Annotated in this window: 14 protein-coding genes; 7 read left to right on the plus strand and 7 right to left on the minus strand. The window is 38.9% G+C overall.

Translation table 11 applies throughout. The annotated features are described in order from the left end of the window. Positions 1-123 precede the first annotated feature (123 nt). The 4 genes from B3P23_RS13845 (at position 124) to B3P23_RS13860 (ending at position 3,464) form a co-directional block, all read left to right on the plus strand. The gene (locus B3P23_RS13845) at positions 124-672 is read left to right on the plus strand and encodes a hypothetical protein (protein WP_293927071.1); all 549 of its coding nucleotides are present in this window, start codon (positions 124-126) and stop codon (positions 670-672) included. Positions 673-682: 10 nt separating this feature from the next. Continuing rightward, positions 683-1,150 carry a hypothetical protein gene (locus tag B3P23_RS13850; protein ID WP_293927074.1) on the plus strand — a complete coding sequence of 156 codons (468 nt, stop codon included), beginning with the start codon at positions 683-685 and terminating at the stop codon, positions 1,148-1,150. Between the two features lie 548 nt (positions 1,151-1,698). Further along, positions 1,699-2,748 carry a sensor histidine kinase gene (locus B3P23_RS13855; RefSeq protein WP_293927077.1) on the plus strand — a complete coding sequence of 350 codons (1,050 nt, stop codon included), beginning with the start codon at positions 1,699-1,701 and terminating at the stop codon, positions 2,746-2,748. An 8-nt stretch (positions 2,749-2,756) separates the two neighbouring features. Next, positions 2,757-3,464 (plus strand): LytR/AlgR family response regulator transcription factor, encoded by a 708-nt coding sequence (locus B3P23_RS13860; protein ID WP_293927080.1) that lies wholly within the window; start codon positions 2,757-2,759, stop codon positions 3,462-3,464. Here B3P23_RS13860 and B3P23_RS13865 read toward each other — a convergent pair. From B3P23_RS13865 to B3P23_RS13890, 6 genes are all read right to left on the minus strand, one after another. Then, positions 3,431-6,580 carry a lantibiotic dehydratase gene (locus tag B3P23_RS13865; RefSeq protein ID WP_293927083.1) on the minus strand — a complete coding sequence of 1,050 codons (3,150 nt, stop codon included), beginning with the start codon at positions 6,578-6,580 and terminating at the stop codon, positions 3,431-3,433. The two genes, B3P23_RS13860 and B3P23_RS13865, sit on opposite strands and share 34 nt — an antisense overlap. Then, a complete protein-coding gene (locus tag B3P23_RS13870; RefSeq protein WP_293927086.1) occupies positions 6,558-6,854 on the minus strand; it encodes a hypothetical protein in 297 nt (98 codons plus the stop codon). The genes B3P23_RS13865 and B3P23_RS13870 overlap by 23 nt, the downstream gene beginning before the upstream one ends. Before the next feature lie 28 nt (positions 6,855-6,882). Continuing rightward, positions 6,883-7,026, minus strand: a complete 144-nt coding sequence (locus B3P23_RS13875) for a hypothetical protein (RefSeq protein ID WP_293927088.1) — start codon at positions 7,024-7,026, stop codon at positions 6,883-6,885. A 762-nt stretch (positions 7,027-7,788) separates the two neighbouring features. Then, positions 7,789-9,027 (minus strand): beta-ketoacyl-ACP synthase II, encoded by a 1,239-nt coding sequence (gene fabF, locus B3P23_RS13880; protein ID WP_293927091.1) that lies wholly within the window; start codon positions 9,025-9,027, stop codon positions 7,789-7,791. Next, positions 9,024-9,461 (minus strand): PaaI family thioesterase, encoded by a 438-nt coding sequence (locus B3P23_RS13885; RefSeq protein ID WP_293927094.1) that lies wholly within the window; start codon positions 9,459-9,461, stop codon positions 9,024-9,026. Before B3P23_RS13885 ends, fabF begins: the two co-directional genes overlap by 4 nt. Before the next feature lie 134 nt (positions 9,462-9,595). Next, positions 9,596-10,189: a TetR/AcrR family transcriptional regulator gene (locus B3P23_RS13890; RefSeq protein WP_293927097.1), complete on the minus strand. Its 594-nt coding sequence runs from the start codon at positions 10,187-10,189 to the stop codon at positions 9,596-9,598. A gap of 339 nt (positions 10,190-10,528) precedes the next feature. Here B3P23_RS13890 and B3P23_RS13895 point away from each other — a divergent pair, with 339 nt between their 5' ends. Further along, entirely contained in the window at positions 10,529-10,699 is a 171-nt protein-coding gene (locus B3P23_RS13895) for a class IIb bacteriocin, lactobin A/cerein 7B family (RefSeq protein ID WP_084405240.1), read from the plus strand. Positions 10,700-10,709: 10 nt separating this feature from the next. After that, a complete protein-coding gene (locus B3P23_RS13900) occupies positions 10,710-10,838 on the plus strand; it encodes a hypothetical protein (RefSeq protein WP_293927100.1) in 129 nt (42 codons plus the stop codon). 426 nt (positions 10,839-11,264) lie between these two features. Here the strand turns inward: B3P23_RS13900 and B3P23_RS13905 are convergent, their stop codons facing one another. After that, the gene (locus B3P23_RS13905; RefSeq protein WP_293927103.1) at positions 11,265-11,561 is read right to left on the minus strand and encodes a helix-turn-helix domain-containing protein; all 297 of its coding nucleotides are present in this window, start codon (positions 11,559-11,561) and stop codon (positions 11,265-11,267) included. 156 nt (positions 11,562-11,717) lie between these two features. Here B3P23_RS13905 and B3P23_RS13910 point away from each other — a divergent pair, with 156 nt between their 5' ends. After that, positions 11,718-11,855 (plus strand): hypothetical protein, encoded by a 138-nt coding sequence (locus tag B3P23_RS13910; protein WP_293927106.1) that lies wholly within the window; start codon positions 11,718-11,720, stop codon positions 11,853-11,855. Positions 11,856-11,961 lie beyond the last annotated feature (106 nt).

The following is an 11,961-nucleotide window of genomic DNA, read 5'->3' on the forward strand; positions in this document are numbered from 1 at the left end:
AATGATTTGTGTATATGCTGATGATTATTTATAAAGATAATTATAAAAATACATAGAAATACGATGATTGAAGTGGATAGGAGCATAAAGCTGCTTATAACAGGAATGATATGCTTGACAACGATGGCATGTAACAAGGAAAATAAGTCAACATTATGGCCGGCAAAATTTACCTGTGAAGTCGATGGAATCACTTATAAAGATCAAACACCCTATATCCTTCCTCCTGGCGCAAAGCGTACGCCCTCTTTCAACTATCACTTTGATGATCTTCAAAAAGGAATATATTTTTCTTCTCGATTGGCGCTGGTCAATCAAGGGCAAAATGAGGTGGGCGGGTATGCCATTATGATTGATATTCCTTTAAAGGACCCGTTAGCAATCAACAAGGAATATCAATTTGTCGGGATGGCAGGAGAAGAGCATAACATGCCCATCAACTACTTGTACAGGTACCGCGAGAAAGGATTGGCGTACTGCCATGTTTACGCTAATGGTGAAATGAATAAGAACAGTTTTGGAACCGGAAAATTAATAATACAATCTTTTGATCTGGAGAAATCGCAGGTGGTGGGTCAAATTGAATTTTCGGTTCCTTCGCCCGTGTCCGAGGATGCGCATAAACTGCTGTCTTTTAAAGGACAATTTGATACCGGCATAAACCAAAATTAAAGGGATAACCATGAAAAAAAATATAGGTATGAAACCGATGAAGAGATTAACGATAATTACTTTATTCCTGATCTGTGTTTCTCTGATCGTGACCATACAGGCATGTGATGATAAGGAAGGCTATGCAGATGCTCCTGATTTTAATCGGGGCCCTTATCAGATTTCTGCAGCAGGAATTGATACGGTTATATCGGCTAGTAATACGGTTGATTGGCAGTTTTTGGATCTTATCATAGATGGGAAGCAAGTGCTATTATCTGATCAATCAATTGAGGTCAAATCTAAGAGGTTTTCTTCGGATGGGCCAGAGGTCGTGTATTTAATAACCGGCCAATGGTTTATTCTGGAAAAAGTGGACCGGCACAAGTTGCGTTTTGCAGTGTATCATAACGATGATGAGTCACTACGGAAACTTGACATCACTGTACATCATGGAAACGGTGTGAGGCAAATCTCCATACAACAGCAATCCAAATAAGTAGGGAAGGAGCTGGTGTTCGCGGCTCAAGATGTCGATGATGACGCCGTTTTGATCTATCTGTGCTGATAGGAGCAAAAATTTTGTTCGGACGCCTCCTGCGGATTAACCTTGTGGTCTCATGCTGCATCGTGGACACCAATCCGTATAAAGGGATATCAAGTATTGATCAAAAGGCAGTTCTTCTATTTTATTCCCTGTTGTAAGATATTGTAAATCGGATCCTTACGCAGCACCTCCTGATTTCTGAATTGACCTGTTTGTCGGATGATGGTCTTTTAACGATCAAAATGTCGATCTCGGTTCTCTTTATATGGAATGGTGTAAAATTGATCTTGTGCCTACTATTTCCTTGAAATAAATAATAGTTTAATAAATGTAAAATATCGATTTAATGAGCTAACGATTTTTTTACAATGCAGCATTTTTTGTTTTTTTAGATTTATTTTTAGTATTCTTATGCATTTGTTGTCTGTCCTAACAAGAGAGACCTTCAACTCATGACAAGTTAAATTATGTGGGGAAAGTGTTATAAAACACATGTTCGTATGGTGGTTCATCTACTCTTTTGGGTAGCGGTATCGCTATTATATTATCTTTCGTATGAAAGGCTGGTCGGGGAGTACTATTGGATTTTTATGATGAAGGACTTGTTTGTCACGTCCACCTTATTTTATCTGGCTTCTTGGTTATTGCCAAAATGGGTATTAAAAGGTAAGATCTTGCTGTCTTTAATTGGGATTGTTTTTTCTTTCTTGTGGTGGGTGGGCTGTACCTATGTCATCTGTAAAATCGGTTCGGATATGATACCTCCATCTGAGTCTAAAATACATGCCTATTTTAATATTTTTTTGGAGGATGGTTTTTGGGGTGCATTTTCATATCAAAATCTATCCGATGTTATTCTTGATTTTCTATTTTTAATTTCCCTTCCACTATCACCCAAGCTGACTAAAGTGATTTTTGAGGATGCGCATAAATTAACGGTTTTGGAACGCGATAAGGCCAGCCTGGAACGCGATAATCTGCAATTGGAACTCGATACATTGAAATCACAGATATCTCCCCATTTTGTTTTTAATACCTTGAACAGTATCTATCGTATGGCTGAAAAACAAGATCCCAATACGTCTGATTCGATTTTGAATTTATCAAATTTATTAAAATACATCTTGTACCAGACCAAAGGCGATCGGATTTATATCATACATGAGGTGCAGTTTTTGAAAGATTTCTTACACCTGATGAAGCTGCGGTATCCAGAAGACGTGAGGATCGAAATCATAACGGAGAATACCGATGAACCTTACCAGATCGTACCGCTGATATTAATGCCTTTTATTGAAAATGCAATTAAACATGGGCCGGATCGCAGTCGGAAAGACGCTTGGGTGAACGTGTCGATCAAGATTGAAGATGGGGTGCTCAAGTACCAGGTCTCCAATAGTGTCAATAATCGGGCTGAACAGCACCAAAACGGTGGCCTAGGGCTGCAAAATATAAAAAGAAGATTGGATATTTATTATCATGGCCATTATTTGCTTGATATAAAACAAGATGATCAGCTTTATAGCGTATTATTAGAGATTAAACTTTGAAAGGGAAAATGATGAGATGTATCATAATTGATGATGAAGAGCTGGCACAGGAAATACTGGTGTCTCACTTAAAAAAGATTGGAGATATGGAGATTCTGGGGGTGTATGACAATGCAATGGATGCGAGGATGATGTTGAATTCTAATGAGGTGGATCTTGTCTTTTGTGATATTCAGATGCCTGATGTCAACGGTGTCACATTTCTAAAAAGTTTGCGAAATCCACCTTTATTTGTATTTGTGACGGGCGATCCTTCCTATGCACTGGAAAGTTTTGAACTCCATGTGCTGGATTATATTTTAAAGCCGTATGGTGTGGACCGGTTACTCAAAACGTTGGAGAAAGCACATGCCTATCTGGACGGTGAAAAAAAATCCAATTCGGAACGCAACTTTCTGATTATTAAAGATCGATCCCACATCATTATATCTCCATACAACGAGGTCTTTTATATTAAAGGGGATAAGGATTATGTCTGGATAGAGACTTTGGAAAAAAGATATAATGTATGGAAGAGATTGATCGATATGGAAGCGGCATTATTCAATGCGAAGCAGTTTGTGCGGATCCATAAGTCTTATATCGTTAACTTGGATTTTGCAAAACGCGTAGAAGGCAATGTGATGATCATGAAAGGTAGCATAGGAAATATTCCGATCGGCGGACAGTATAGAACGGAGCTTTATCGAAGGTTGGGACTTTCGGGAAATGAATAATATTGATGTGCTATAGCGCTGGATTGTAGGTGTGCCGACCGAAGGTATTTGGACAGGAAATGATAGACGACCATCTCTTGTTCGCGTTGTTTTTGAGCAAAAATTCGATTGAAGAACATGTGGATCAAAGCAGCCATGATGGCTTGAGGTTGCTCTTTAAATTCAGGTGTATCGAGGCATTTGATGCTGATCTCCTTTATTCGGCTGTTATAATGATCAAGTGCATGCGATATCTCAGGATATTGATCGGATAGGTTCTTGAAAAAGTCATGAATCAGATGATACTTTGCCCGATAAGTCATATCCATGGAATAGCGCAGTTTTTTATAATGGCTAAATTCAACCAGAAACTGATCTCTTATTTTTTCGGTGAGCGCGATTTTTTCAGAAACCGTGAGATGAAAGGACGACAAGATGAAATGGGCTCCTTTTAGGGCAATAAGCCATCTTAAATTGGCATTGTTTTCTGTTTTTAAATGCGGCAACAGATTCAGGATCAATTCACTTTCTGCGTGAAATAGCTGTTCGCAATAGCCCATATTGCTGGCTCCATACCGTTCTAATTCCCGATCGTAAGTATCATACTGTATGTTGAAGATCTTCTTTTGTGAAATAAAAGGTTCGCAGTACTGATTGATGAACTGGATGATGTCCGCGAGAGCATGTGTGCCTTGTTCGCGGAGTTTTATCCTGATTCTTACATGTGGATCGGGATCGCTGTAGCGGATAAAAAACCATTTTTTTAGATATTTTTTTTCATGGAGTAGCGCAATTAGTTTTGGGATGGGATCGGAGAGAATCCGATCAAAGGTACGTTCTGCAGCATACAGTTTTACATACAGCCACTCTGTGCCTAATGGAAATTGTCTTGTCATGGTTGCTGCATATGCCGAAGATAAGGGGGCAGTGCTTTTATAATGCCCAACTTTGCAGGGAATAATGATTTCATTGTTAAAATGCTCACCATTTTCGCCTTGGACAACACTCTGATAATGATCGTATAAATATTCTACTATCGTCATGTTATTTTTTGATAATTCTTGTAACAGCACTTTTGCTCCCATGACGCTGTTAAGATCAAGGAATAGCTCATGGTCTCCTTCGGTCAGGAGTATGCGATCGGGGAGGCCATATTTAGATTTGAGAAAGCTGATACTTTGCTGAATATCCGTTTCATGGTGACTGGATAAATGTTGTTGTTTGATTTTCCAGCGTGCTCGGGAGAGGATAAAATGTTTGTAGGTAACACGTGGTAAATACGTTTTTGCAGATAAAGAACCCCAGTCCCATTGGAGATCCATGCCCCAATCTTGCTTCTGCAGATCGCATAGAAATCGGTATATGACCATCCCATAGTGAAAATTATGTGCACTACTGAGGCGGGGAATAATTTCTTTGTTTAACCTTTTGGAAATGAGCTTGATATTGCCATCCTTGACGGTCACCTCGATATCTTCCAGTTTAATCGTATACTCATCTTGCACCGCGGCTTGACAGATGATGGGGATCTCATACTGGTAGAGAGAAGATCGTGCAAGGACATTGCCTGCTCTTGCATTGGGCAGAAAGATGATTTCTGCTAAAATAGCTCCTTCGACCTGTTTTTCCTCATAGGCAGCGATTTCTAAAAGCTTTTCTTTTAATTTGGGATCTAAATGGTCAAATCTTGTCATTAGGGGCAAGGCTGAGGCTCCACCGGCTTTTAAAAGATTGAATTTATAAGGACCATCAGCTTGATGGTTGTCCTGGTCCCATAGCAGATTTCCCAGCAGATACATGCCCAAGATAGGCTTGTTGGCAATCGCTTCAGCTTGCCGCTGAAAGCGCTGAAGATCATGTTCTTTTAATTCCAGAACCTGCAACCTGGCTGCTGTGTGATCTGATTTTTCGTCCATTAGCGTTTGCATGATGGCGTTGAATCTTTCCGCTGGATCTGGAACGGAACTGATGTTGAAATTTTCCAGAAGCGGAACGGTTTCATCCGAGAGCGAACTGGCCATCCCATAGCCAATACCTATTTCTGGATCTAATGCTTCCATTAATGGAATCTTCCTCTCGCCATATTTCGACTGAAACTTGTTGATAAATGTAATCAGGTCCGGAGATCGGGTATTCTTGTTGAGGATGCTCAGCTCTGTGAGCTCTTGAGATAGCTGCTGGATCATGGCAGCATCGATCTGGTTGGTCACGGTATCTCTTCGGTAATCGACTTGATAGATATGTTTGAAATGACCAGCTACAGAAGCTTGAATCTGTTGTTGGAGCGCAGTCAGTTTCGAGAGGTCATAGGGAGCATCCCTATGCTGTGTGACCTGTGCGACCTCAGGAAGTAAAGAGAGGTCTATTTTGTCTCCTAAATGTGAAGATAGCGTGGTCATCAGTTCGTGTGAACGCTCTCTGGTGACGATGGGCTCTAACTCGGGAATGAGCAATTTTATTGCGATCAGCTCATCAATATACCCACTAGCTTGATCTTTGCTGAGTCCAAGGGCAGTCAATGATTGTGTCATTGCATGGTAGGTTATGCCTTCTTTTGCGAGGTTGATGAGGTTGGAAAGTAATGGATTATCTTGGATTTTGCGCCATTGAAAATAACGATTTTCGCCTTGATCGATGTATCCAATATAGGCAATTGTCGTTTGTTGATAGACTAGGGTGCTATTGGGAAAATAGGTCATATTTTCTTTGATCGCTGAATCTGACAGGAGCTCTTGGCTCGCTTTCAGTCGTAATTCTTGATCAAAACGGATGTGGCTCACGATACTCTTTGCTAGTTGTAAGGAGGTCTTGGCCCATGAAAATTGACCGTAGGAAATGCCAGCAAATTGTCCAAAGGGAGTTGGCCGGCTTGACATCCGGATCAGGTATCTGTACAGGGTCGTGAACAGTTTTTCTTTCTTTTTATGTGTCCCCGTTTTGGTATATTCAACAAGTTGATCGTATACTTCGGTATTTGCGAAATATAATGCCTGAAGTGTTTCCGGATTTTCGAAGAATTGCAAGATATAGGAATAGACCTCTTCTTGGGAAGACAATGGGTTCAATTTGTCTAAAACTGCTGTTGAAAATCGAGGGGTTCTTAATAAAAAAAAATCAAACGGTAGCAGGGGATTCACAGATTTCGGATTTTAATTTGAAAACTATTTTTTCGACACAACGGCTAAAATTGGTGTAGGAAATCGGTTTGGATAACTCAAATATGGGTCCTGCAGGAAGCGGTCCTCTGTAGAGATGTAAAGGAATCCCGGAAATCAAGGCAATGCATGAAGAGGCGGGGAGCTCGCTACCAATACCAAAAAGGATCAGATCATCTCTTCTGTTGATGTAATCGCTAATCATATCGATGGCCATGGCATCGTCTTCGATCAATATGCAGGAATATCTTTGCATAAGCGCGCCTCCCTTTTTCTAGTTGGACTTAATGGGTCCGAGTGGTGAGCGAGGTAATTCCGCCACTATCTTCTTCATCAAATATTCCTTTATGCGCAATGGCAACGTGATCTGCACTGGCAACGATTTCGTTTTCGATCATTAAAAATTGTTCGATCAGCTCTAGGTTCAAATTTTCCATCATTTTAAGATTTAGTGATAATTTGTTTTTCCCTAAACTCGCTCATCTATGTTCTGAAAAAAAATATTCTCGACCAACTTGATTTTGACCTATACCAAAGCCTGTAATTACTCTATTTGTCGGTTGATAGGATTGAAAGTGCGTTTTTTGATCTATTTTTTGTAGTGGTCGAGGAATAACTTGGTTTGGTGTAGCTGGTATTTGTATTGGTCGAGAAACGAGCTTGGTATTTGGTTATTTTAATAAGTTTTTGGAAAAAGAAAAAGCACATTGGGAACACCATTTTCTCTTCTGGAAAGTTGTCATGTTGGAGAAGTGTGAGATGATCACAGTCGGTTATTAGATCATTGGGAGGATACAGCTGCTGATGGCAAGTGGAGAAGTTTTGGCTTGGCTTTTAATAAATGATACACATGTAGGTCCTGGTCGACCTACATGTGTATTCAATAAATAGGGGTGCATTGATTACTGATGCATAAAAGGTATAAATCGTTGTCAGATCACGCTCCTCAAGAATGCCTGCAAATTTTGAAGCCTGTCTTGTAATAGACTGCCCTAGCTCTGCAGAGCAGACAGCGGCATGTAAACGCGACCCCTATTTTCGGGGTAGCTGTGTATGGCACCTCTTATTTCCTAAGATTATTGCTGCTTCCCATTTAGCGGCTGGAACTTAGTAAATTTCCTAAGAAACACCTCATAAATTGATATTTGTTTAGCTGTTCTATTAAGTATTTCTTTCCTTGTTAACTAAATTTAGATGTTACGAAAAACCAAAGTAGCATTATGTCCACCAAATCCAAAAGCGTTGCTCATAGCGGTTTTGATGATCTTTTCCATGGGTTTGTTTTTGACAATTTGAATAGTTTCTGGAATGTCCGTATCCAGTTCTTCAATATTGATGGTTGGCGGAATGATATTGTCAGTAATCGATTTTATAGCTAAAATAGCTTCAATTGCTCCAGCTGCTCCCAACAAATGGCCGGTCATGGATTTGGTGGCACTGACCCACAAATTTTTGGAACCTTTGAACGTTTTTTCAACGGCTTTTAGTTCTGCAATGTCGCCAACAGGTGTGGAGGTGGCGTGTAAATTTAAATAATCCAAATCCGAAAAATTGAGTTTTGCTTCTTCCATGGCAAGCTGCATGGCTTTTGCGGCTCCTATACCCTCAGGATGTGGCGATGTCATATGGTATGCATCTGCAGTCATGGACGCCCCCACCAATTCGGCATAAATTTTAGCTCCTCGCTTTTTGGCATGTTCATATTCTTCCAAAATCAACGCTCCAGCTCCTTCTCCCATTACAAAACCATCTCGATTTTTATCAAACGGACGACTGGCTGTTTTAGGGTCTTCATTTCTCGTGCTCATCGCTTTCATTGCAGCAAAACCACCCACCGAAGCTGCGGTAATGGGCGCTTCGGAACCACCGCTCACAAAGACTTTTGCTTTGCCCATGCGGATGTAATTAAACGCATCCATAATCGCTGTATTGGCTGTGGCGCAAGCTGAGACCGTGGTATAATTGATACCCTGTAAACCAAATTTCATCGAAATCATTCCAGAAGCCATATTAACAATCAATCGGGGCACAAAAAATGGGCTGAATCGGGGGATATAATTCCCGGTTACGTAATTTTCAACTTCTGTTTCAAAAGTTTCCATTCCGCCTTGTCCTACTCCCCAAATCACGCCAATGTCGAATGGATCGATGGTGGAAATATCTAAACCCGAATCTTCCAAAGCTTGCGAGGCACTGTATAAAGCGTACTGCGTAAATAAATCGCTTCGTTTTATTTCGTTACGATCCAAGTATTTTTGGGGCTCAAAATCTTTTATTTCGGATGCAATTTGGGTGCGAAATTTGGACGCATCAAAACGGGAAATAATGCCCGTATTGTTTTTTCCTTCAAGGCTGTTTTTCCAAAAGGTGTCTACATCATTTCCCAATGGATTGATGGTACCTAAACCTGTTATGACAACTCGTTTCATGTATTTTTTTTTATTTCAGTTTTAAATAAATTGGAAGAACCTTTGGCAATTAATCTCGTCTTATCGGCATTCCAAATCTCACATTCTGCGTTGATGAATTGCCTTCCTTTCTTGATAATAAGCGTTTTTGCGATGATGGTCTCCCCTGATTTTGCGGTTGAAAAATAATCAATCACATTGTTGATGGTGGTGTAAAAATATGCTTCATTTAAAGAAAACATGGTAGCACCCAAAACGTCATCAACAATAGCTGCAGTTACACCGCCGTGCAGATTTCCAATGGGATTGAGCCACTCGGGGCGAATCCGGTATTCAAATTCTAATGCACCCGTTTCTACACTTTTCACAACAGGATTTAACCAATGCATAAATGGCGATGGCGATGCCGTAAACTCTTGACCGATACAGGATTTCATTATTTCTATTGGACTCATATTATATAGTTTATCTTTTCTAAGTGTTCTTTCTGGTGCTTCCTTAAAATCAAGCTGTGTTAATGGTACTCATCTCAAAAAGATTGGATGGTTAATGGTCAACATACCGATGGATATATTGTTTGTCCAGTTTTTTAGATGACGATTTCATCATTGATAATTTTTACAATCCGATCTAATGCCCAATATAAATTTTGGGGTGCATTCGTTACTTTTGAAAGCAAAATTCCGCCTTCAATCAACATTAAAAAGGTGGTTGCGTATTCTTTTGAATTGATATCTGGACGAAATTCATGTTGTTTTATTCCCAATTCAATCATATGCTCCAATCTTTTAGTCCAACTGGCAAAAGCATCTTGAACGGCAGAGGTCATAAATGGCAGCGCATCGTCTGTTTCGATAGCCGCATTTAACATGGGACAACCGCCGGTTTCGGAAATAGCAAACCAGTTGTTTCGATAAAATTGGGTATATGCAATGAGTTTATCGTAGGCGCTGGTTTCCAAGGAAACAGCGCGATCAGCATTCTTCGCTAATTCCGCTGAACTATGTTTGAATACAGCAATCATGACCTCTTCTTTATTTTCAAAGTTGCCATAAATACTACCTTTTGTCAAGCCGGTAGCAGTGGTCATATCTGATAAAGAAGTTCCGGCAAATCCATTTTTATTAAAAAGTACAGCCGTTTTTTCGATGATGAATTGCCGAGTTTGTTCTGCTTTTGACATTATTTTTTAAAAATATTTTTTAGTCATGATTGAACAAAGATACGATAATATACCGAACGGTATATATTTTATGAGATTTATAATTTAAACCTCGTAGGGCTAGCAAGTATAGACTTATTGTATTTTTTCTCTTAATGTAGATGACTGTTGGCAGGATTGTGAAAAACGGTCGAGCACTTCCTACTTTACTCCAATCATCAGTGAAATTTTAATTACAGAAATGTTTTAAATGCTTTTTTTGTGCATTGGTCGATCGTAATTTAGTATTGTTGATCAACACAGCAGTCATCCGAAAAGGCTTATCAAATAGAGTAGGAGTAATTCTTTTATAAACAAAATATGAATAATTTAGAATTAAAAACGATCGGCGTCCAAGAAATGGATATGAACGAAATGGTACAGGTTGATGGAGGTATAATTCCTGTACTTGCTCTAGGTTTTGCTGCAGGAACTTTTTCTTTGGCTTTAGGTTATTATGCTGGTAAAGCATTATATTATGCAACTCATTAATTATAAAGTTATGACGGATTATCAATTTAAAGAATTATCTTTTGAGGAACAAAAAGATACCAATGGTGGTGGGCTTATTCCATTAATTCTATTGGCAATGTATGTTGGATATAAAGATGCTGAGGCCGCCAATAAATAAGTAATATTGAACACTAAAAAACTGGATTGGGAAAATGGTTAATAGGGGTCTGAAAATATTTTTTCTGTTGTCCCCATTTTAATTTCTCTATTACGGCTGATACTTTTATTAGCTTAGTAATTAAAGTTTTGTAGTTTCTAAATTTAGTTTATTCAACATTAGATTGACAACTTTAGATCTAGTGTTGAATAAACTTTTATATTCTAAAAATACACAAAAATATGCTGTAGTATTTGCTGCATCGCACGCTCGGATGATACTAGATCTCAAAGTAATCTCAATGACCTATGATAGGTGTCTTGCTGTATAGATCGTTAATTTAGACTCCTATGTCGGATAGATAATCCTAAATAATCCTGCCATAACATTCTCCTGGATAAGCTTCACTATAATCTTCAAATAACTTCGTGATTCTGACAGTACTGCCTATTTTAATGTGGATTTGATTTTCCTTATTCCTACAAGTAGGTATTGATATACTAAACCAAAAATGTTTTCTCCGGTAAAATCACTGGCCAGTGATGGTGGTAAAAGTTCGTAAATACTGATACCAAAATACTCGGCAATTTTGTAGACCTGATCTACTTTTACTTTTGTTTCATTCCTTTCAATTTTTGAATACGCGGCTTGCGACATCTCCAGATGATAAGCAACTGCTTCTTGTGATATTTTTAGATTTTCTCTTTTCTGTCTAATAAAAGTTCCAATCTTATGTTTTGACATAACTTATATTAAAATTTCCAATAGACAAATTTAAGAATATAACTTGAGGTTATAAAATTTACATGTGTTAAAACTGTAGGTTGTAGTTTAAAACCTGTGGTTGTGGTTTAGTGTGTTCTATTTCAGGAGTTTTGAGAGGTAATAAAATCAACAATCATGGAAGAAAAATTAAACAATAGTCATGTGGTGGCACTAAGTCCAGAGGAAACAATAGCAATAAATGCGGGCAGTCAGCGAAGGGGCGAGAAGCTTAATAATTGGTTTGAAAAGATGTGGATGTTATTTACAAGCTAATCATTTAACTGAGAATCGAAGTAAAGATTTCTAATCCAGCTTGAGGCCGAACAATCTGGATTAGAACGGTTTCAATAAGATAGGCTGATAGATGTAAATATTTATT

The organism is Sphingobacterium sp. UBA6320 (genome assembly GCF_002440335.1).
GTDB lineage: Bacteria > Bacteroidota > Bacteroidia > Sphingobacteriales > Sphingobacteriaceae > Sphingobacterium.